Below are 20,884 nucleotides of genomic sequence, written 5' to 3'. Positions count from 1 at the left end.
GACTCGCACCGCAGCAGGCTGAGCGCACGCGTCGTCGACTGCCCAGGAGTCGTGGAACGCCCGACCAGGCCGTCAGGTCAGCGGTGGACCGATGAGGATCTCGGTGTCGTCGGGGCGGTAGGTGCGCCATCGTCCGCCGGGATCTCGCTGGACCCGGAACCCGTGGTGGACCTTGGTGTGGTGGCGTTCGCAGAGAAGCGCCGAGTTCTGCAGCGACGTCTCACCGCCGTGCAGCCAATGGATGAGGTGGTGGACGTCGCACCACCAGGACGGGGCCCCGCAGCCGGCGAACACGCAGCCCTTGTCCCGCCGCTCGACGGCCTTGCGGAGCCCGGGGGTGACCGCCCGGTGGTCCCGCCCGAGGTCGAGGAGCACGCCGTCGGGGCCCATCACGATGCGGGAGATGCTCGCGTCGCAGGCCATCCACCGGGCGCGCGCGGCGGAGATCGTCGCCCCGAAGCCCATCCCCGCCGCCCCGGCACCAGTGGCCGGGTCGACCAGGTCGTCGAGGTCGATGCCCACCACCACGTGCGGCTTCACCGTGCGCAGGATCGGCAGGCTGCCCGACGCGAGCTGGTTGTCGCAGAGCTGGACGAGGGCGTCGGCGTTCTGCTGAGCCCGGGTCCGCGCATCACCCTTCGGGCGGTCGGCCTGCACGATCGACTCGATCGCCGCCTGCACCTTCTCCCCACCCACCGCGTCCAGGTCGAACCGGCCGGTGACGCTGCCGTCGGCGTGCTTGGCGATCGTCAGCCGCCGCCCCTCCGTCGGATCCGGCTGCGGCCCGTCGGGATCGAGTGCGTCCTCGAATGCCTGCACCGCGGCCACCAGCGACTGGTGCGGCGACTCGGCCGCCACCAGCGCCCACACCTGATCGAACGCAGCCAGGTCGATGCCCTGCTCGGCCGCCCGGGCGACCTCGGACTCCCCCACCTTCTCGGCCACCACGTTCACCTGCCCTGCGGTGATCTGCCCGTCGGCGAAGCCGGCCGACAGCGCCGGGAAGCGCTGCAACGCCCGCCCCGACCGCAGGATCCGCGACGCGTCGCTCGCCGACAGTCGGGTGTGCCCGGTCAGCCACGACCGCATGCTCTTCAACCCGTCGTGCTCCGCCGCCTGCATGACGTCCGCACGGCGGACCGTGCGGGTCAACTCCGCCGCCACACGATTGCCGAGCTGCACCAGCAACGCCGTCCGATCCAGCACCTGTCCGTCGGTGAGCGAGTGCAGATCGTCCGACGCGAGGGCGTCCAGAGCCGACATCAACTCGCTCACGACACCTCCCGCAACGTTCGAACGTGCGTACGAACCTTATCGCCGGGGAGGACACTGAGCAAGCCGAATGCCCAGGTCAGACGCCCGTCCACAGATGCGACAAGCCCCTTGACAGACCACCCAGCAGCGCCGCAAGAAGGGCGATGGGCGCCGCACCGTGTCCGATCCGTCGGAGCCGCAGTGGAGAATGCGCGCATGACCCACGTGCTGGACCCGAACGCGCTGGCCGACACCAGCGGCGGAACGGGCACCCTGCCCGACCCGTTCGCCGACGTCACCCGCTCGAACGACGCCTTCCGCGCGTTCCTGCACGGCCTGCCCGGCGTCGACCAGGTCGGGGCCGAGGCCCGGGCCAAGGTGCTCGGCACCCGGTCGATCAAGACGACCGCCAAGGCGTGGGCGCTCGACACGGCGATCTCCATGGTCGACCTGACCACGCTGGAGGGCTCGGACACCCCGGGCAAGGTCCGCGCACTGGCCGCCAAGGCCCGCCGTCCCGACCCGACCGACCCGAGCTGCCCGGCCGTCGCCGCGGTCTGCGTCTACGGCGACCTGGCCGGCGTCGCCAAGGAGGCGCTGGCCGGCACCGGCATCAACGTCGCCGCCGTCGCCACCGCCTTCCCCAGCGGCCGGGCCAGCCGGGAGGTCAAGCTCGCCGACGTCCGGGACGCCGTCGCGAACGGCGCCGACGAGATCGACATGGTCATCGACCGCGGCGCCTTCCTGACCGGCCGCTACCTCGACGTCTTCGAGGAGATCGTCGCGGTCAAGGAGGCCTGCGGGTCGGCGCACCTCAAGGTGATCCTGGAGACCGGCGAGCTGGTCACCCTCGACGCCGTCCGCCGCGCCTCCTGGCTGGCGATGCTGGCCGGCGGCGACTTCATCAAGACCTCCACCGGCAAGGTCTCCCCCGCCGCCACCCTGCCGGTCTGCCTGGTGATGCTGGAGGCCGTCCGCGACTTCCGCGCCGCCACCGGCCGCCAGGTCGGGGTCAAGCCCGCCGGCGGCATCCGGACGACGAAGGACGCCGTCAAGCACCTCGTGCTGATCAACGAGACCGTCGGCGCGGACTGGCTGTCCCCCGACTGGTTCCGCTTCGGCGCCTCCAGCCTGCTCAACGACCTGCTCCTGCAGCGCCAGAAGCTCCGCACCGGCCACTACTCCGGCCCCGACCACGTGAGCGTGGACTGATGACCAGCCTGTTCGAGTACGCGCCCGCACCCGAGTCCCGGTCGATCGTCGACATCCGGCCCAGCTACGGGCTGTTCGTCGACGGCGAGTTCGTCGACGGCACCGGCACGCCGCTGAAGACGGTCAACCCGGCCACCGAGGAGGTGCTCAGTGAGGTCGCGACCGGCAGCGAGGAGGACGTCGACCGCGCCGTCCGGGCCGCCCGCCGGGCGTTCGTCAAGACCTGGGGCCCGATGCGCCCGGCCGACCGCGGCAAGTACCTGTTCCGCATCGCCCGGCTGCTGCAGGAGCGGGCCCGGGAGTTCGCCGTCCTGGAGACCCTGGACAACGGCAAGCCGATCCGGGAGAGCCGGGACGTCGACGTCCCGCTGGCCGCGGCGCACTTCTTCTACCACGCAGGCTGGGCCGACAAGCTCGAGCACGCGGGCCTCGGCCCGGCCCCGTGTCCGCTGGGTGTCGCCGGCCAGGTCATCCCGTGGAACTTCCCGCTGCTGATGCTGGCGTGGAAGGTCGCCCCGGCACTGGCCACCGGCAACACCGTCGTCCTCAAGCCGGCCGAGACCACCCCGCTGACCGCACTGCTGTTCGCCGAGATCTGCCAGCAGGCCGACCTGCCGCCGGGCGTGGTGAACATCGTGACCGGCGCCGGGGAGACCGGCCGCGCGGTGATCAGCCACCCGGACGTCGACAAGGTCGCGTTCACCGGCTCGACCGAGGTCGGCCGCTCCATCGCCCGCGCGGTCGCCGGCACCGAGAAGCGGCTCACCCTGGAGCTGGGCGGCAAGGCGGCGAACATCGTCTTCGACGACGCCCCGATCGACCAGGCCGTCGAGGGCATCGTCCGCGGCATCTTCTTCAACCAGGGCCACGTCTGCTGCGCCGGCTCCCGCCTGCTGGTGCAGGAGTCGGTGCACGACGAGGTCGTCGCCTCCCTGCAGCGCCGGATCGGCACGCTGCGGGTCGGTGACCCGATGGACAAGAACACCGACCTGGGGGCGATCAACTCGGCCGAGCAGTTGGCCCGCATCCGGGAGCTGACCGCCTTCGGGGAGACCGAGGGCGCGACCTGCTGGCAGCCCGACGGCGACCTGCCCGACCGCGGCTTCTGGTTCAAGCCGACCGTCTTCACCGACGTCTCCCCCGCCCACCGGATCGCCCGCGACGAGGTGTTCGGCCCGGTGCTCTCGGTGATGACCTTCCGCACCCCCGACGAGGCGGTCGCGAAGGCGAACAACACCACCTACGGGCTCTCGGCCGGCATCTGGTCGGAGAAGGGCTCCCGGATCCTGAAGGTCACCGACCAGCTGCGCGCCGGCGTGGTGTGGGCCAACACCTTCAACGAGTTCGACCCCACCTCGCCGTTCGGCGGCTACAAGCAGTCCGGCTACGGCCGCGAGGGCGGCCGGCAGGGCCTCGCCGCCTACCTGAGGAGCGACTCCTGATGTCCGACCGGCTCACCGTGCGCAAGACCTACAAGCTCTACCTGGGCGGGGCGTTCCCCCGGTCGGAGTCCGGCCGCACCTACGAGGTGCACGACACCCGAGGCCACTTCCTGGCCAACGCCGCCTGGGCCTCCCGCAAGGACGGCCGGGACGCCGTGGTCGCCGCCCGCGCCGCGTTCGGGAAGTGGTCGGGCGCCACCGCCTACAACCGCGGCCAGGTGCTGTACCGGGTCGCCGAGGTGATGGAGGGGCGCGCCGCCCAGTTCACCGAGGAGGTCGCCGCCGGCGAGGGGCTCTCGACCGCCAAGGCGCGCGCCGCCGTCGACGCCGCGATCGACCGCTGGGTCTGGTACGCCGGGTGGACCGACAAGCTCGCCGCCGTGCTGGGCAGCACCAACCCGGTCGCCGGCCCGTACTTCGGCTTCTCCGTCCCCGAGCCCACCGGCGTCGTCGCCGTCCTCGCCCCGCAGCGGTCGAGCCTGCTCGGCCTGGTCAGCGTGCTGGCCCCGGTGCTGGCCGCCGGCAACACCGCCGTGGTGGTCAGCTCGAAGGAGCGCCCGCTGCCGGCGATCACCCTCGGCGAGGTGCTGGCCACCTCCGACGTCCCGGGCGGCGTGGTCAACCTGCTCACCGGGGACGCCGCGGAGATCGGCCCCTGGCTGGCCGAGCACGCCGACGTCGACGCGATCGACCTGGCCGGCGCACCGGCGCCGCTGGCGATGGAGCTGGAGCGCTCCGCCGCCGGGACGATCAAGCGGGTGCTGCGGGCCGCGACCGACGAGCCGGACTGGACCGCCGACCCCGGTCTCTCCCGGCTCCGGCCGTTCCTGGAGACCAAGTCCGTCTGGCACCCGATCGGCGTGTAGCGGGACCGGGCAGCAGACAGCCATACCGGCCTGCGAGGACCCAGCCTCACCGGGCAGGATGGACGGGTGCCCAGGCCCAGCATCGTCCCCATCGCCCTGACCCTCGACGACCGCACGGGCTACACGCTCTGGGCGCCGCCGTGGGAAGAGGACGGCGAGGAGTGGCAGGCGTTCCTCGGCAGCACGATCGACGTGCCGGCCGACATCAACGACGACGACCCGGAGGCCCCCGGCCCCACCGCCGTCGTCCACCTGTTCCCCTCGCCGGCCGCGCTCGCCGCGTTCTGCCGGGTGAGCACCGACCACGACCTGGCCGACCACCCGGTCTGGCCGACGGTGTCGACGCTGGGCGCCGCCGAGCTCACCCCCGACGAGGACCACCGCTACGACCTCGACGGCGTCTACGACATCGTCGCGGAGAACCCCGACCGCTGGGCCGTCGAGGAGCTGGCGGCCGACGTCGACATCGTCGGTCGGCTGGCCGAGTGCTGCGACACCACCGGCGACGAGGACGACGAGGACCTGGACGACGACGAGACCAGCTTCGAGGCCGTCGCCGAGCTGGTCTCCCGTCCCGAGGTCGCCGCCCTCGGCCTGGGCGTCGGGGCGTTCCTCGGGCGGAGCGGCGAGGAGAGCTGGGCGCGGCTGGGCACCGCCGTCGACGAGCTGTGGGAGGACGTCCTCGAGGAGCTCGACGAGCACCTGGACTGGACCGGTGCCGGCACCGTCGCCGTGGAGGACTACCCCTCCGCCGCCGAGGAGGCCGAGGCGCGCGCCGCCGAGCCCGGTGACGACGACGACGAGGACGACGACGTTGCTGCCCCGGCCGCCCGCCCCGCCGCCGGCTCCACCGCGGCCAGCCCGGCCCAGGCGTCCACCGCCGGCATCCGGACCATCCGCAGCGGCAGCGGGCTGACCGCGACCCCTGCGGCCGTCGCCGCCGCCCAGGAGTTCTGGGAGGCGGTCGGCATCCTGCCGGTGGAGCTGGTCGTGCCGGAGGGCGCGGGGATCACCCTGCGCTGCTACGTCGACGACCGGGCGCGCTTCCTCGGTCGCGACGGGAAGGTCTTCGTATTCTCGACCCCGGTGGAGCTGGCCCGGTTCTGCGCCGGCGACGAAGAGCACGACCTCACCGAGATCGCCTCGTGGCCCGAGGTGGCCGACACCGACACCATGCCGTTGCCGGCCGACGAGGACCGCTACGACCTGGTGGCGCTGGCCGAGGTGCTCCGCGAGGTGGCCGAGGGCGCCGGCGGGCTGGTGACCCACCAGGCCCTGGCGCAGCCGGCCGAGGGCGCCCTCGACCTCGCCGAGTACGCCGGCCTGGCGCGCGTGCAGGAACTGCTCGCCCCCGGTGCACCGCTCGGCCGGGCCGTCGCCCGCAGCGAGGCCGAACCGACGGCTCCGCTGTCCGCGGAGGACGCCTCAGCGCTGGGGTCGGCGTGGGGCGACGTCCTCACCGACGTCGGCACCGTGCTGGTCTTCCGCAACGACTGAGTGACCACGTCGAGACGGCAACGGCCGGCCCCCGCGATGCGGGAGCCGGCCGTTGCCGTTCGGGCCCCGTCCTCGCGGACGGGGCCCCCTGCTCAGTAGGAGCGGGCCGGGCGGGCGCCGGGGCGCTGCCCGTCGCTGGAGCCACGGTAGCCACCGGTGCGCCGCTCGCCGCCGCCGGAACGATCCCGATCGCCGTAGGAGCGCTCGCCCGAGGGGCGGTCACCGTACGAGCGGTCGCGGTCGCCGGAGGGACGGCCAGCTGCGCTGCGATCCCGATCGCCGTAGGAGCGCTCGCCCGAGGGGCGGTCTCCGTACGTGCGCTCGCGGTCGCCGGAGGGACGGCGCGGGCCACCGCGGTAGCCACCCGGACGCTCCCCGGAGGGACGGCGCCCACCGGAACCGCCGGCCGGACGGCGCGACTCGCGCACCGGGCGGACGATCGGCTCGACGAACGTGCCACCGGCCACGAGGTCCGTGATCGGGGCGTCGCCCGGGCGGATCCGCGACACCTGCGGGTCGAGCTTGGCCTGGCGGAACCGGCGCTTGGCCTGGCCCACCTGGTCCGGCAGGAGCAGCGAGACCACGACGCCCGCGGCACCGGCGCGCGCGGTGCGGCCGGAACGGTGCAGGTAGGTCTTGTGGTCTGCCGGCGGGTCGTAGTGCAGGACCAGCGACACGTCGTCGACGTGGATGCCACGCGCGGCGACGTCGGTGGCCACCAGCACCGGGCTGCGGGCGTCGGTGAACGCCTCCAGCGCACGGCGGCGGGCCGCCTGCGGGAGCCCACCGTGGATGGGCTCGGCCGCGATGCCGACCTGCTGCAGGTTGCCGGCCAGCCGGTCGGCACCGTGCTGGGTGCGCACGAAGATGATGATCCGGCCCGGACGGGCGGCCATCGCCTCGGCGATCTTCAGCTTGTCCGGGAAGGACACGCTGTAGGCCAGGTGCTCGGCCTGCGGACCGCTGTCCTCGGCCTTGGCGACCTCGTGGCGGGCCGGGTCCTTGAGGTAGCGGCGCACCAGGGTGTCGACCTCGCCGTCCAGCGTGGCCGAGAAGAGCAGCCGCTGGCCGTCGGGGCGGGTCTGGTCGAGCAGTTCCTTGACCACCGGCAGGAAGCCGAGGTCGGACATGAAGTCGGCCTCGTCGATGACGGAGACGATCACCTCGGCGAGGGTGGCCTCGCCCTGGTTGATCAGGTCCTGGAGCCGCCCGGGGGTGGCGATCAGCACGTCGACACCGCGACGCAGCTGCTGGATCTGGCGGTACATCGAGGCACCGCCGTAGACGGCGGCCAGCTGGACGCCGTTGGACTGCCCCAGCGGAGCCAGGTTGTCGTGCACCTGCTGGGCCAGCTCGCGGGTCGGCACCAGGATCAGGCCACGCGGTGCGCGGCGACCCTGACCGGGCTCGGCACCGAGCCGGGCCAGCAGCGGCAGGCCGAAGGCCAGCGTCTTGCCCGAGCCGGTGGCGGCCTTGCCGAGCACGTCGCGCCCGGCGAGGGCGTCCGGCAGGGCGGAGGTCTGGATGGCGAAGGGGTGACGGATGCCCTTGCGCTCCAGCGCGGTGACCAGCGGCTGGGGCAGGCCCAGCTCGGCGAAGGTCGGGCCGGTGGGCTCGGGCGCCGCCTCGGCCACGGGGGCCTCGGTGGGGGGCGTGTCGAGGACGGCGGCGTCAGCCGCGGCGTCCTGCAGTGCGGGGGCGTTCTGGACGTCGACAGAGTCGAACGAGGACAAGCGGGGACTCCGATACAGATCGGCGCGCGTCCCGTGGTGATGGTGGTCGCCGGATGCCCGGCGTCCACGCTGGTGATCGGGGGCGTCTGCTATGACGCGTGATCTGCACGGATGCGCTGTGCCCGGGCAGGACCGCCCGGGAGGATGACCGGCGTTCACCGGCACGTCCAGGTTAGCAGCGCCGACGCCCAGAAGATTCCCGAGCGCGGGTGACCCTGCTCGCGCGAGTCAGGAGCGCAGTGCCTCGAAGCCCGGTCGGAGCACCTCGGTGAACACCCGGGCACGCACGGCGTCGTCGGCGAAACCGCCGCGCAGCGCCCGCTCGGCCACCGTCTGCACGTCGTCCCACCCCCAGCCGAAGGTGTCCACGACCGCGGCCAGCTCGCTGGTGGCCGACACCCCGCTCATCAGCCGGTTGTCGGTGTTGAGGGTGACCGTGAAGCCGGCCCGGTGCAGCCGGTCGACCGGGTGGTCGGCCAGCGTCGGGTAGGCGCCGGTCTGCACGTTGGACGACGGCGCGACCTCCAGCGGCACCTGCTCCTCGCGCACCCGCTCGGCCAGCTCGCCCAGCGGGCCGTCGGCCGGCACCTCGTCGGCGATCCGCACCCCGTGGCCGAGCCGCTCGGCGCCGGCGCCGTCCAGCGCCGCCCGGATCGACTCGATGCCGGCCGCCTCCCCCGCGTGCACGGTGCGGTGGGCACCGGCCCGGTCCAGCAGCTCGATCGCCGCCGGGATCCGGTCCGGCGGGAAGCCGTCCTCCGGCCCGGCCAGGTCGAAGCCGACCACCCCGGCGTCCCGGTGCCGCACGACCTGCTCGGCGACCTCGACCCAGCGGTCGGCCTGGCGCATCGCGCACAGCAGCGCGCCGACCAGGATCGGGTGCCCGGCGGCCGCGGCCTCCCGGCTGCCCTGGGCGTAGCCGTCGAGCATCGCCTCGACCGCGTCGTCCAGCGACATCCCACCGGCGGTCAGCAGCTCCGGCGCCATCCGCACCTCGGCGTAGACGACCCCGTCGGCGGCCAGGTCCAGCGCGCACTCGCGGGCCACCCGCTGCACCGCCTCCGGGCGTTGCATCACCGCCACGGTGTGCGCGAAGGTCAGCAGGTAGCGCTCGAGCGAACCGGAGTCGGCGGACTCGCGGAACCAGCGGCCCAGCGCCTCCGGCTCGTCGGCGGGCAGGTCGCGGTAGCCGACCTCCTCGGCCAGCTCCAGCACCGTCCGCGGCCGCAGCCCGCCGTCCAGGTGGTCGTGCAGCAGGACCTTCGGCGCGCGGGCGAGACTGTCGGCGTTCAGGGGCGCGGCGGGCATCCCCGCACGTTACCCAGGCGTTCCGGGGACCCTGCGCTGCGTCACCGGTCGACGCGGTCCTGCCAGCGGAAGGTGCGCACGCAGAGGACCAGGCCGACGACGCACCAGATGCCCAGCACCAGGGCCACCCGGCCGAGCTCCCAGCTGCCGGCCGGCTCCTGCGCGGCCAGCGCGTCGGGGAGGAACACCGAGCGCAGGCCCTGGGCCATCCACTTCAGCGGGAAGACCGCGGCGATCGTCTGCAGCCAGGTGGGGACCTCGCTGAACTGGAAGAACACCCCGGAGATGAACTGCAGGACCAGCGCCACCGGGGTGACCGTCGCCGAGGCGGAGCGCCCGTTGCGGGCCAGGCTCGAGACGGCGATGCCCAGCAGCGTGCAGGCCGCCGAGCCCAGTGCCGCCACCCAGGCGAAGGTCAGCCACTCCGTCCCCGACGGGAGGTCGACGCCGTAGAACACCACGCCGATGACCAGCAGGATCACCACGATCGCCACGGTGACGACCAGGACCTGGACGACCTTCCCGACGAAGTAGGCGCTCTTGGGCATCGGCGTGCCGGCCAGGCCCTTGAGGGTGCCGTCGCTGCGCTCGGTCGCGATGCCGATGGCCATGTTCTGCAGGCTGGCGCCGAGGATCCCCGCGGCGATCACACCGGCCATGAAGTACTGGGTGAAGCTCACCCCGGAGCCCAGCTCGTAGTCCAGCACCGCGCCGAACACCAGCAGCAGGATCACCGGGAACATCAGCGTGAAGACGACCGACTCCCGCTGCCGGAAGAACTCCTTGAGCTCCACCCCGGCCCGGGTCCGGCAGACGCTGCCGATCGACGGCAGTGAGCGTTCCTCGGTCATCGTCATGCGGGGTCACCGATCATGCGCAGGTAGACGTCCTCGAGGGTCGGGCGGGCGACGGCCAGGTCGGGCACCTCGCCGGGGAAGCGGGTGGCCAGCTCCGCGACGAAGGCCGTCGGGGCGGCGGTCTCCGCGGTGCGCCGGACGCCGTGCTCGGTCCAGCTGACGACGGCGGGGGCCTGCCCTCGCCCGCCCAGCACGGACGGGACGGCCACCTCGACCAGCCGGCCCCGGGTGATGACACCCACCCGGTCGGCGAGCTCCTCGGCCTCGTCGAGGTAGTGCGTGGTCAGCAGCATCGTGGTGCCGAGGTCGCGCAGCGAGCGGATCAGCGACCAGAACTGCCGGCGGGCCTCTGGGTCGAAGCCGGTGGTGGGCTCGTCCAGGAAGAGCAGTCGCGGCCGGCCGACGATGCCCAGCGCGACGTCCAGCCGGCGCCGCTGGCCGCCGGAGAGCGTGCGCCCGCGGGAGCCGGCCTTCTCGGTGAGCCCGACCAGCTCCAGCACCTCGGCCGGGTCACGTGGTGCGGGGTAGTAGGCGGCCTGGGCGCGCAGCAGCTCCAGGCAGGTGAGCTGGCTGTCCCCGGCGCCGGACTGCAGCACGATGCCGAGCTCGGCCTTCCAGCGCCGCCCGCCGTCGGCCGGGTCCACGCCCAGCACCCGGACCTCGCCGCCGTCCCGCGCGCGGTAGCCCTCCAGCACCTCGACGGTGGTGGTCTTCCCCGCGCCGTTGGGCCCGAGCAGGGCGAAGATCTCCCCACGCCGGATGTCCAGGTCGACGCCGTCGACCGCGTTGCGGTCGCCGTAGCGCTTCACCAGGCCGCGGATGCTGATCGCGGCATCCGGATCGAGTGGGGCGGCGGGCTGGACCGCTCCGGGCGCGGGTGCGGCGGGCGTTCGGGTCACGAACGGTCAGTGTCCTCTCCCCGGCTGTGCTGCCGCGCCACCCCTCCCCCCGACGATCATGGAGCCGGCGGGACGACTCGCCGATCCCCGGCGGCGCGTCCCCACGCCGGCTCCATGATCACGGATGCAGCCGGTGGGCTCAGGCGGTGATCCGGTCGAGCAGCAGGGGCAGCGGCTCGTCGGTGGTGTCGACGCCGATCGCGCCCTCCAACGCCTCCAGCGCGCGCGGGATGCGGGCGGCATCGTCGGTCTGCAGCTCCAGCAGCGGCTGCCCGGCGGTCACCTGCTCCCCCACCCCGGCGGTCCAGACGACGCCGGCCGCGGCCGACACCGGGTCCTCCTTGCGGGCCCGGCCGGCACCCAGCCGCCACGCCGCCACACCGAGCGCGTAGGCGTCCAGCCGGGTGAGCGTGCCGGTGGCCGGCGCGGTCACCACGTGCCGCTCGGTCGGCTGCGGCAGTGCGGCGTCGGGGTCACCGCCCTGGGCGGCGATCATCCGGCGCCAGACGTCCATCGCCCGGCCGTCCGCGAGGGCGTCGGCGGGGTCGACGTCGTCCCGTCCCACGCCGGCGAGCATCTCCCGCGCCAGGGCGAGGGTCAGCTCGACGACGTCGGCCGGACCACCCCCGGCCAGCACCTCGACCGACTCGGCCACCTCGACGGCGTTGCCGGCGGCCCGGCCCAGCGGCCGGTCCATCGCCGTCACCAGCGCCACGGTGCGCACGCCGGCCGCCTCGCCCAACCCGACCATGGTGCGGGCCAGCGTGCGGGCGTCGGCCGGGTCGCGCATGAACGCACCGGACCCGGTCTTCACGTCCAGCACCAGGGCGTCGGCGCCCTCGGCGATCTTCTTGCTCATGATCGAGCTGGCGATCAGCGGGATGGACTCGACGGTGCCGGTGACGTCCCGGAGGGAGTAGAGCACCTTGTCCGCCGGTGCGAGGTCCGAGCCCGCGGCGCAGATGACCGCGCCGACGTCCCGGAGCTGCGCCAGGTAGGCCTCCTCACCGACGTCGGCCCGCCACCCGGGGATCGACTCGAGCTTGTCCAGGGTGCCGCCGGTGTGCCCGAGCCCGCGGCCGGACAGCTGCGGCACGGCGACCCCGCAGGCGGCGACCAGCGGGGCCAGCGGCAGGGTGATCTTGTCGCCGACGCCGCCGGTGGAGTGCTTGTCCGCGGTCGGTCGGCCCAGCGAGGACAGGTCCTTGCGGACGCCGGAGTCGATCATCGCCTGCGTCCAGGCCGCCAGCTCGTCGGCGGACATGCCCTGGAAGAAGACGGCCATGAGCAGCGCGCTCATCTGCTCGTCGGGCACCACCCGATCGGTGTAGGCCCCGACCACCCAGCGGATCTGCTCCGGGGTGAGCACCCGCCCGTCCCGCTTGGCCCGGATGACGTCGATGGCGTCGAACGGCTGCGTCATGCCCCCTGCCCCCGTCCCGCCGCGGCCACCAGGTCCTCGGGACCGAAGGCGTCCGGCAGCACCTCGCGCATCGGCACGATCCCCAGCGACACCGTCTCGATGAGCATCTCGGCTCCCCCGTGCTCCCACAGCAGCTGCCGGCAGCGACCGCAGGGCATCAGCGGCTGACCGTCGCCGCCCACGCAGGCCACCGCGACCAGCCGCCCACCGCCGGAGCGGGCCAGGTCGCTGACCATGCCGCACTCGGCGCACAGGCCGAGCCCGTAGGAGGCGTTCTCCACGTTGCACCCGGTGACCACGCGGCCGTCGTCGACCAGGCCGGCCACCCCCACGGGGAACTGCGAGTAGGGGGCGTACGCGTGGGTCATCGCCTCCCGGGCGGACGTCCGCAGCGCGTCCCAGTCGACGTCCACTAGTGCTCTCCTCGTCGGTAGACCAGCCCGTCGGCCTTCGGCGGCCGCAGCCGTTGCGAGGCCAGCGACAGGACCAGCAGCGTGGTCAGGTGCGGGGTGAAGGAGACGATGCCGTCGGGCAGCTCCTCGATGGTCAGGAAGGCGGCGAGCGTGGCGGCCGCGAAGGCCGCCGCGATGACCGCCTGCATCCGCTTGCCACGGAACAGCTGCCACACGGCCACCCCGGCGAGCAGGAAGGTCACCAGCAGCAGCAACGCCACCACCGCGGTCTGGCTGCGCAGCTGCAGCGCGTCGGCGAAGCCGAACAGGCCCGCACCGGCGGCCAGGCCGCCCGGGCGCCAGTTGCCGAAGATCAGTGCGGCCAGGCCGATGAACCCGCGGCCGTTGGTCTGCCCCTCGCGGTAGATGTTGGCGATGAAGACCAGGAAGACCCCGCCCAGGCCGGCCAGCATGCCGGAGATGATCACCGCGATGTACTTGAGCCGGTAGACCGGGACGCCGAGGGAGTCGGCGGCCGCCGGGTTCTCCCCGCAGGACCGCAGCCGCAGGCCGAACGCCGTCCGCCAGAGCACCAGGTAGGCCGCCGGGACCATCAGCACGGCCAGCACGGTGAGCACGCCGACCCCACTGCTCACCCCGCGGAGCAGGCCGGCGAGGTCGCTGACCAGGAACCAGTGCCGGGACTCCAGGTCACCGAGCAGGTCGGGGCCGGAGGAGAGCACCGGCAGGGAGAAGCTCGGCGGGCGGCTGGACAGCGACGGCGACTGGGTGACACCACCCCCGGCGGGGTTGTCGGTGTAGAGCAGCTCGGAGAGGAAGCGGACGACGCCGGCGGCCAGGATGTTGATCGCGACGCCGGAGACGACGTGGTCGACGCCGAAGGTGACGGTGGCGACGGCGTGCAGCAGACCGCCGAGCGCACCGCAGATCGCGCCCCCGACCAGCGCGCCGACCCAGCCCCACTGGTAGCCGGCCCAGCCGGCTCCCCAGGTGCCCAGGATCATCATGCCCTCGAGGCCGATGTTCACCACGCCCGCACGCTCGGCGAACAGGCCGCCGAGGGCGACCAGCAGGAGCGGTACGGCGAGCAGCAGTGCCGCACCGAAGGTGGACGACGACGTCAGCGCCTGCTGCCCCGAGATCACCCGCACGACGGAGAACAGCACCAGCAGCGCGACCAGCAGCCAGGTCACCCGGCGCGCCCGGCCACCGCCGAGGAACAGCTCGGTCACCGGCCCACGGCCGGTGCCGGCTCCGGGTACGGCGGTCGCGGTGCTCATGCTCCTGCTCCCTGACGGCTGTCGGTGCGGCCGGCGTCGCCGGTCGCGTTGCGGACCCCGACGCCGGTGCCGGTGCCGGTCGTGGGACCGACGTCCGGTGGCGGTCCGTCGCCGGGCCCCTGCTCGCCGCCGGTGCTGCCGTCACCGGTGGTGGGCGGCGCGACGGCGCTGCCGCGCTCGGCCTGCTGCCGGGTCACCCGGCGGGCGATCTCGTTGGCGATGACGACGGCGAGCACGATCGTGCCCTGGATGATCGTGACGACCGAGGCCGGGATGTCGGCGAACTGCAGGGGGATCGCGGCCCGGTCGAGGAAGGCGAACAGCAGCGCACCGAACGCGATCCCCAGCGGGGAGTTCCGGCCCAGCAGGGCCACGGCGATGCCCAGGAAGCCCAGGCCGGCGGTGAACTCGGTGTTGTAGCTGCGTGCCTCACCGAGCAGGTCGGGCATCCCGATCAGGCCGGCGATGGCGCCGGAGATGAGCATCGCCTTGAGCACCATCCGGCGGGCGTCCACCCCGCTGGCGGTCGCCGCGGACGCCGACATCCCGGTGGCCCGCAGGTCGAAGCCGAAGCGGGTGCGCTTGACCAGCACGGCCACGGCGGTGCCGACCACCACGGCCACGACCAGGAAGCCGTAGAGCTCCGATCGCGGTTCCGCCAGGCCCAGCCCGGTGAGCACACCGTTCAGACCGGGGAACCAACCGGACTCGGGGATCGGGCTGGTGGTGATGATCGAGGCGCCCTCGGGCGATCCCCGCAACGGCCCGGTGAGCAGGTAGGACGCCAACCCCAGGGCGATGAAGTTCAGCATGATCGAGCTGATCACCTCGCTCACGCCCCGGGTCACCTTCAGCACGGCGACGATGCCGGCCCAGAAGGCCCCGACCACCATCGCGACGACGACGATGAACAGCAGGTGCAGCGGCCCGGGCAGGACCACTGCCGCCCCGGCGCCGGCGGCCAGCACCGTCGCGATCCGGTACTGGCCCTCAACGCCGATGTTGAACAGGCCCATCCGGAAGGCCACCGAGACCGCCAGCCCGGCGAGGAAGAGCGGCACCGCGCGATTGAGCACCACCACGATCGCCTGGGTCTGCTGGGCCGGCGAGTCGCCGAAGTCGAACATGACCCGGACCGCGGTGGCCGGGTTCTGGCCGATCAGCGCGATGACGGCCGCGGACAGGACGAGCGCCACCACCACGGCGATGGCCGGGGCCATCAGGGACAGGCCCAGCCGGCGGAGGGCGGTCACGCCGCACCCACCGAGTCGTCGCCGCGCGCGGCGCCGGTCATGTGCCCACCGAGCTCCTCCGGGGTGACCCGTCTCGGGTCCAGCGTCGCGACCAGTGCGCCGCGGAGCATCACGTGCAGCGTGTCGGACAGGCTGATCAGCTCGTCCAGGTCGGCCGAGACCAACAGGATCCCCATCCCCTCCGCGCGGGCGTCCTTGAGGAGCTCCCAGATGCCGGCCTGGGCGCCGACGTCGACACCGCGGGTCGGGTGGGCGGCGACCAGCAGTCGCGGGTGCGCGCTCATCTCCCGACCGACGATCAGCTTCTGCTGGTTGCCCCCGGACAACGCCACCGCCGCGGTGTCCGGCCCCGGTGCCCGGACGTCGTACTCGCGCATGATCCGGGCGGTGTCCGCCCGGGCCGACCGCCGGTCGATGAAGAAGCCCTTGACCGCCGGCGGCCGGGTCTGGTGGCCGAGGATCCGGTTCTCCCACAGCGGCGCGTCCAGCAGCATCCCCTGCCGGTGCCGGTCCTCCGGGACGAAGCCGATGCCGCCCTCGCGGCGTCGGCGGGTGCTCCACTGCGCGATGTCCTCGTCGCCGAGCCGGAGCTCACCGGCAGCCAGCGGCCGCAGGCCCATGATCGCATCGACGAGCTCGGCCTGGCCGTTCCCCTCGACACCGGCGATGCCGACGACCTCCCCCTCGCGCACGGTGAGGGACACGTCGTCGACGACCGACCGGCCGCCGGCGACGGCGGTGACGGTCACCCCGCGCATCCGGAGGACGGGGGCCTCGCGCACCGTGGACTCCCGCGTCGCCACGACGGGCAGCTCGGCGCCGACCATCATCTCCGCCAGCTCCTTGGCCGACGTCGTCCGCGGGTCGGCGGTGCCGACGGTCGTGCCTCGGCGGATGACGGTGATCGAGTCGGCGACCTTGCGCACCTCGTCGAGCTTGTGCGAGATGAAGATGACGGTGAGGCCCTCACGCTTGAGCTCGGCCAGGTTGCCGAACAGCTCGTCGACCTCCTGCGGGACCAGGACGGCGGTCGGCTCGTCGAGGATCAGCGTGGTGGCGCCCCGGTAGAGGACCTTCGCGATCTCCACGCGCTGCCGGTCGCCGACGCCGAGGTCCTCGACCAGGCTGTCGGGGTCCAGGCCCAGCGCGTAGCTGTCGGAGATCTCCTGGATCCGGCGGCGGGCGGCACTGCGGTCCAGCCGGGCGCCCTTGGTCGGCTCGCTGCCGAGGACGACGTTCTCCAGCACGGTGAAGTTGTCGGCCAGCATGAAGTGCTGGTGGACCATCCCGATGCCCGCGGCGATGGCGTCCGCCGGGCTCCGGAAGGTCGCCGGCTTCCCGTCGAGCAGGATCTGCCCCTCGTCCGGGCGGTGCATGCCGTACAGGGTCTTCATCAGCGTGGACTTGCCCGCGCCGTTCTCCCCCACGATGGCGTGCACCTCGCCGCGCCGGACGCGCAGCTCGATGTCCTTGTTGGCCACGACGCCGGGGAAGCGCTTGGTGATGCCGCGCAGCTCGACCGCCAGTGGTGCCGAATCGTTCAACGGGATCTCCATGGTGGGCGCTGGACCGGGGCTGGAGACCGGAGGTCTTCCGGTCGTGAGCGCGTCGGACGACGTCCGGTCCGACGCGGAGACGGTACACACGGAAAACGGCGGGCCCGGGAGCGTGTACCGCCCCCGGGCCCGCCGCGTCCGTGCTGCTCAGGACGAGCGCGTCACGGGATCGTCGGGACCTCGATCTCGCCGTCGATGATCTGCTGGCGGAACTCGTCGATCTGGGTCTGGATGTCGTCGATCTGCCCACCAGAGGTGGACAGGCCCACGCCGTCGGTCGACAGGTCGTTGATGATGTCCTGGCCGCCCTCGACAGCGCCCTCGGAGTAGTCGGTGATGAACGACTCCACCGCGTTGTCGACCCGCTTCAGCATCGACGTCATGATCACCGCCTGCAGAGCCGGGTCACCGACCGTCTCGTACTGGTCGGAGTCGACGCCGATCGCGCGGCCACCGGAGTCGGCAGCGGCCTCGAAGACGCCCTGGCCGGAGCCGCCGGCCGCGTGGTAGACGATGTCGGCGCCGGCGTCGAACATGCCCTGGGCGACGATCTGCCCGCGGGCCGGGTCGCCGAAGCCGGAGAAGTCACCGGCCGGGGAGATGTACTGGGTGTCGATGATGATGTCCGGCTTGACCGCCTGGGCACCCGCGACGTAGCCGGCCTCGAACTTCTGGATCAGCGGGTTCTCGACGCCGCCGACGAAGCCGATGTGGCCGGTCTCGGACTTCAGTGCCGCAGCCGCACCGGCGAGGAAGGACCCCTCCTCCTCGGCGAAGAGCAGGCCGGTCAGGTTCTCGGCGCCCATCTCGGCCACCGACGAGTCGACGACGGCGAAGGTGGTCTCCGGGTACTCGGCGGCGATGTCGCCGATGATCTCGCCGTAGGCGAAGCCCACTCCGATCACCGGGTCGTAGCCCTGCTCGGCCAGCTGGGTGAGCAGCTCCGCGCGGTCGGAACCGTCGTCGTTGGGCGAGAGCTCCTGGACATCGCCGCCCATCTCCTCGATGGCGGCCTCGACACCGGCGTAGGCCGAGTCGTTGAACGACTTGTCGCCGCGACCGCCGGTGTCGTAGGCGAGCCCGACCATCAGCTCCTCGCCGGAGGCGCTGCCGCCGCCGCCGCCGCCGTCGCCGGAACCGGTGTCGGTCTCGTCACTGGCGCAGGCCGCCAGGGCCATGCTGCCGGCCAGCAGCAGAGCTGCGGCCTTCATCCCACGCACTCGGCGCAAGACGGTCTCCTCTCTGAGAGGGCTCCGCCGACCAGTGGTCGGAGGAAGCCCCGGTGCGGTGTGTTGCAGGCTGCTCCGCCGTTCGGCTCACACGTACCGGCTCGCACGTACGAGGCGGTTCCGACGGCGACGTGCGCACGCTAACCGCGGCTCGGGCGCCGGGGACCCCCAGGCGAACGGATAGAGACCCGATCGTTGCCAATGGGCAACACCCGGCACACACGGCGGGCCCTCCGAGAGACCTCCGGCACACCGTGGACCGGCCGCTGTTCGATCGGGCAGGCCACCGCGGGTTAGCGTCGGGCATGCGCCGACCCCTGCCGCTGCGCCGGCTGACCGCCGTGCTGCTCGTGGCCGGGCTGTTGGTGATCGGGGTCCTGCTGGCCCCCGCCGACCCGGCCCTGGCCGAGAACTCCCGGCCCACCGTCGACCCGGCGGCCCCGACCCCGACCAGCCCGTACCCGAACGGGCCACCCCAGGGCAGCGCCCCCGACGGCAGCACCGTCGGCGGTGAGCGGCTGGACACCCGCGGCCAGGTGACCGCGCCCGGGGCACCTCCGCTCCCCGAGGGCATCGACGCCCGCGGCTGGCTGGTCGCCGACGCCGGCACCGGTGCGGTGCTGGGGGCCCGGGACCCGCACGGCCGCTACTACCCGGCCAGCACGCTCAAGGCGCTGACGCTGCTCACCCTCGCGCCGGTGCTGGACCCCGCGCTGGTCGTCGAGGGCACGGTCGAGGACGAGGCGATCGAGGGCAGCCGGGTGGGTCTGGTGCGCGGCGGCCAGTACCCGGTCGACCTGCTCCTCCGCGCCCTGGTCATGCAGTCGGGCAACGACGTGGCCAACGCCCTCGCCCGGGCCGCGGGCGGGGTGGAGAGCACGCTCGCCGCGATGAACGAGACCGCCGCGCAGCTGGGCGCGTACGACACCGTCGCGGGCACGCCCTCCGGGCTGGACGTGGCCGGGCAGTCCTCCTCGCCCTACGACCTCGCCCTGATCCTGCGCCAGCTGGTCACCGACCCCTACAGCCTGGACGTGCTGCAGACCCGCATCGCGCAGATGCCGACCGTCGCCGGCTACGAGGGCTACCAGATCCAGAACCAGAACACCCTGCTGAGCGACTACCCGGGCACCCTCGGCGGCAAGACGGGGTTCACCGACGCGGCCCGGCACACCTTCGTCGTGGCCGCCGAACGCGACGGCCGGCGCCTGGTGGTCAGCGTCATGCAGGCCGAGCGCCGCCCGGTGCACGAGCTGGAGCAGGCCAGGCGGCTGCTGGACTGGGGCTTCGCCGTCCCCGCCGACGCCGAGGCCGTCGGCCGGCTGGTCGAACCGGGCGAGGTCGCCGCTGCGATGGAGGCCGCGGAGGTCGCCGAGCAGATGGCCGCCGAGAAGACGGGGTCGATGGCCGCCGAGGCCACGACCGTGGCCGAGCCGGCCGGTACGGCCGCCGTGGCAGCTCCCGGCTCCGCGACGGGCACCTCCCCCCTCGTGCCCGCCGGGCTGGCCGCCGGTGCGCTGGTGATCGTGGCGGCCACGGTCATCGGCCGCCGTCGGGCGGTGCTCCGGGACGCTGGGTCCGAGGCCGCCTCCGACCCCCGCGGCGGGCGATGAGCCGGCTTCCGGCGGCACCGGTGAGCGCACCGACCGCGAGCAGGCCGAGGGCGAGCCGGCCGGGGGCCGGGCTCGCGGCCCGTTCGTCGACCCGCGCCATCTCCGGCAGCGGCGTCGGCCCGGCCGGGCCGTGCGGCACCTGGGTGTCTGCGTGCTCGATCGCGGGGAGGGTCGCCGTCCAGCACGCGGTGAAGAAGGCGAACCGGCACACCACGTTGATCCAGACGATCAGCCCGACCAGGCCACCGAACGTCGAGGCCGTCACGTTGCCGCCGATGACCGCCAGGTAGAGCCCACCGACCAGCTTCAGTGCCTCGAAGCCCACGGCGCCGAAGACGGCGCCGGGCAGCACCTGCCGGTAGCCGAAGGGGGTGCCCGGCACGCCCTTGAGCAACCACAGGAACAGCAGGGTGGCCCCGGCCACCGCCAGCACGATCGGCAGCGCACGACTGACCAGGAAGAACCCGGGCACCTCGTCGACCTCGGTGAGCCCGAGCACCTGGTCGGCGACGGTGGCCGCGCCGGCGGTGAGCGCGATGCTCAGGGCACCCGCGACGCCGAGCCCGAACAGCGAGACGAGGTCCCGGGCCCGGTCGGCCAGGAACTCCGGCGGGTCGGCCCGGCCCCGCCAGACGATGTCCATGCCGATGCGCAGCTTGTCCATCGCGGCCAGCCCGATGAACACCACGCCCAGCAGACCGAGCAGGCCGAACGTGGTGGCGCTCTCGACGGCCGTGGTGACCGTCTGCGCCAGGCTGTCCCCGGTCTCCCCCGGCACGGCGTCCCGGAGGGCACCGAGGAGCTCGTCCTGCAGCAGCGGGTCGCCACGCAGGACGAACCCGGCGACCGCGACGAGCAGCAGGGTCACCGGCGCCAGCGCGAGGAAGACGTAGTAGGTGACCCCGGAGGCCATCAGGGTGGCGTGCACCCGGATGTAGCGCCCGCCGGCACGGACCAGGTGGTCGAGCCAGGAGCGCCGGGCCCGCTGGCGGCGCAGGAACCCGCCCGCCGCCCCGGCCGCGCGGGTGACGGGGTTGGTCATCGTGGCC

At 73.4% G+C, this 20,884-nt stretch carries 17 protein-coding genes; 5 read left to right on the top strand and 12 right to left on the bottom strand.

The features are described 5' to 3' along the window. Positions 1-72: 72 nt before the first annotated feature. Positions 73-1,275, bottom strand: coding sequence for an HNH endonuclease signature motif containing protein (locus O2W20_RS04850; RefSeq protein ID WP_269170597.1), 1,203 nt, complete (start codon positions 1,273-1,275; stop codon positions 73-75). A gap of 195 nt (positions 1,276-1,470) precedes the next feature. On the opposite strand from O2W20_RS04850, the gene deoC reads away from it, so the two are divergent. The 4 genes from deoC (at position 1,471) to O2W20_RS04830 (ending at position 6,271) form a co-directional block, all read left to right on the top strand. Further along, on the top strand, positions 1,471-2,466 hold the full coding sequence (gene deoC / locus O2W20_RS04845; protein ID WP_269170596.1) for a deoxyribose-phosphate aldolase: 996 nt from the start codon (positions 1,471-1,473) through the stop codon (positions 2,464-2,466). Further along, positions 2,466-3,908: an aldehyde dehydrogenase family protein gene (locus O2W20_RS04840; RefSeq protein WP_269170595.1), complete on the top strand. Its 1,443-nt coding sequence runs from the start codon at positions 2,466-2,468 to the stop codon at positions 3,906-3,908. Before deoC ends, O2W20_RS04840 begins: the two co-directional genes overlap by 1 nt. After that, positions 3,908-4,774 carry an aldehyde dehydrogenase family protein gene (locus O2W20_RS04835; protein WP_269170594.1) on the top strand — a complete coding sequence of 289 codons (867 nt, stop codon included), beginning with the start codon at positions 3,908-3,910 and terminating at the stop codon, positions 4,772-4,774. The genes O2W20_RS04840 and O2W20_RS04835 overlap by 1 nt, the downstream gene beginning before the upstream one ends. 66 nt (positions 4,775-4,840) lie before the next feature. After that, positions 4,841-6,271: a hypothetical protein gene (locus O2W20_RS04830; RefSeq protein ID WP_269170593.1), complete on the top strand. Its 1,431-nt coding sequence runs from the start codon at positions 4,841-4,843 to the stop codon at positions 6,269-6,271. Positions 6,272-6,363: 92 nt separating this feature from the next. Here O2W20_RS04830 and O2W20_RS04825 read toward each other — a convergent pair whose 3' ends face one another. The 10 genes from O2W20_RS04825 to O2W20_RS04780 form a co-directional block, all read right to left on the bottom strand. Continuing rightward, positions 6,364-8,004 (bottom strand): DEAD/DEAH box helicase, encoded by a 1,641-nt coding sequence (locus tag O2W20_RS04825; RefSeq protein ID WP_269170592.1) that lies wholly within the window; start codon positions 8,002-8,004, stop codon positions 6,364-6,366. A 228-nt stretch (positions 8,005-8,232) separates the two neighbouring features. Further along, on the bottom strand, positions 8,233-9,312 hold the full coding sequence (locus O2W20_RS04820; protein ID WP_269170591.1) for an adenosine deaminase: 1,080 nt from the start codon (positions 9,310-9,312) through the stop codon (positions 8,233-8,235). Positions 9,313-9,353: 41 nt separating this feature from the next. Then, complete coding sequence (locus tag O2W20_RS04815) at positions 9,354-10,169, bottom strand: ABC transporter permease (protein WP_269170590.1); 816 nt, start codon at positions 10,167-10,169, stop codon at positions 9,354-9,356. Continuing rightward, a complete protein-coding gene (locus tag O2W20_RS04810) occupies positions 10,166-11,068 on the bottom strand; it encodes an ABC transporter ATP-binding protein (RefSeq protein ID WP_269170589.1) in 903 nt (300 codons plus the stop codon). Before O2W20_RS04810 ends, O2W20_RS04815 begins: the two co-directional genes overlap by 4 nt. A gap of 139 nt (positions 11,069-11,207) precedes the next feature. Next, positions 11,208-12,491, bottom strand: coding sequence for a thymidine phosphorylase (locus O2W20_RS04805; protein ID WP_269170588.1), 1,284 nt, complete (start codon positions 12,489-12,491; stop codon positions 11,208-11,210). Further along, positions 12,488-12,904, bottom strand: coding sequence for a cytidine deaminase (locus tag O2W20_RS04800; RefSeq protein WP_269170587.1), 417 nt, complete (start codon positions 12,902-12,904; stop codon positions 12,488-12,490). The genes O2W20_RS04805 and O2W20_RS04800 overlap by 4 nt, the downstream gene beginning before the upstream one ends. Further along, a complete protein-coding gene (locus tag O2W20_RS04795) occupies positions 12,904-14,184 on the bottom strand; it encodes an ABC transporter permease (protein ID WP_269170586.1) in 1,281 nt (426 codons plus the stop codon). The genes O2W20_RS04800 and O2W20_RS04795 overlap by 1 nt, the downstream gene beginning before the upstream one ends. Then, positions 14,181-15,437, bottom strand: coding sequence for an ABC transporter permease (locus O2W20_RS04790; RefSeq protein WP_269170585.1), 1,257 nt, complete (start codon positions 15,435-15,437; stop codon positions 14,181-14,183). Before O2W20_RS04790 ends, O2W20_RS04795 begins: the two co-directional genes overlap by 4 nt. Further along, entirely contained in the window at positions 15,434-16,981 is a 1,548-nt protein-coding gene (locus tag O2W20_RS04785) for an ABC transporter ATP-binding protein (protein WP_269170584.1), read from the bottom strand. The genes O2W20_RS04790 and O2W20_RS04785 overlap by 4 nt, the downstream gene beginning before the upstream one ends. A 173-nt stretch (positions 16,982-17,154) precedes the next feature. Next, positions 17,155-18,213, bottom strand: a complete 1,059-nt coding sequence (locus O2W20_RS04780; RefSeq protein WP_269171004.1) for a BMP family lipoprotein — start codon at positions 18,211-18,213, stop codon at positions 17,155-17,157. Between the two features lie 314 nt (positions 18,214-18,527). On the opposite strand from O2W20_RS04780, the gene O2W20_RS04775 reads away from it, so the two are divergent. After that, positions 18,528-19,835 carry a D-alanyl-D-alanine carboxypeptidase family protein gene (locus O2W20_RS04775; RefSeq protein ID WP_269170583.1) on the top strand — a complete coding sequence of 436 codons (1,308 nt, stop codon included), beginning with the start codon at positions 18,528-18,530 and terminating at the stop codon, positions 19,833-19,835. On the opposite strand, the gene O2W20_RS04770 is transcribed toward O2W20_RS04775, so the two are convergent. Further along, positions 19,762-20,877: a YihY/virulence factor BrkB family protein gene (locus O2W20_RS04770; RefSeq protein WP_269170582.1), complete on the bottom strand. Its 1,116-nt coding sequence runs from the start codon at positions 20,875-20,877 to the stop codon at positions 19,762-19,764. The two genes, O2W20_RS04775 and O2W20_RS04770, sit on opposite strands and share 74 nt — an antisense overlap. Positions 20,878-20,884: the final 7 nt, after the last annotated feature.

The sequence above is a fragment of the Modestobacter sp. VKM Ac-2982 genome (genome assembly GCF_026967935.1).
Lineage (GTDB): Bacteria > Actinomycetota > Actinomycetes > Mycobacteriales > Geodermatophilaceae > Modestobacter.
Note: the sequence above shows the minus strand (reverse complement) of the source record. Positions and strands in the feature narration are given on the sequence as shown.

What these genes read in the sequence shown, in the direction of transcription:
- deoC (WP_269170596.1), top strand. Translation starts at nt 1,471, where the DNA reads ATGACCCACGTGCTGGACCCGAACGCGCTGGCCGACACCAGCGGCGGA.
- O2W20_RS04835 (WP_269170594.1), top strand. Translation starts at nt 3,908, where the DNA reads ATGTCCGACCGGCTCACCGTGCGCAAGACCTACAAGCTCTACCTGGGC.
- O2W20_RS04775 (WP_269170583.1), top strand. Translation starts at nt 18,528, where the DNA reads ATGCGCCGACCCCTGCCGCTGCGCCGGCTGACCGCCGTGCTGCTCGTG.
- O2W20_RS04820 (WP_269170591.1), bottom strand. Translation starts at nt 9,312, where the DNA reads ATGCCCGCCGCGCCCCTGAACGCCGACAGTCTCGCCCGCGCGCCGAAG.
- O2W20_RS04815 (WP_269170590.1), bottom strand. Translation starts at nt 10,169, where the DNA reads ATGACGATGACCGAGGAACGCTCACTGCCGTCGATCGGCAGCGTCTGC.
- O2W20_RS04770 (WP_269170582.1), bottom strand. Translation starts at nt 20,877, where the DNA reads ATGACCAACCCCGTCACCCGCGCGGCCGGGGCGGCGGGCGGGTTCCTG.
- O2W20_RS04840 (WP_269170595.1), top strand. Translation starts at nt 2,466, where the DNA reads ATGACCAGCCTGTTCGAGTACGCGCCCGCACCCGAGTCCCGGTCGATC.
- O2W20_RS04805 (WP_269170588.1), bottom strand. Translation starts at nt 12,491, where the DNA reads ATGACGCAGCCGTTCGACGCCATCGACGTCATCCGGGCCAAGCGGGAC.
- O2W20_RS04795 (WP_269170586.1), bottom strand. Translation starts at nt 14,184, where the DNA reads ATGAGCACCGCGACCGCCGTACCCGGAGCCGGCACCGGCCGTGGGCCG.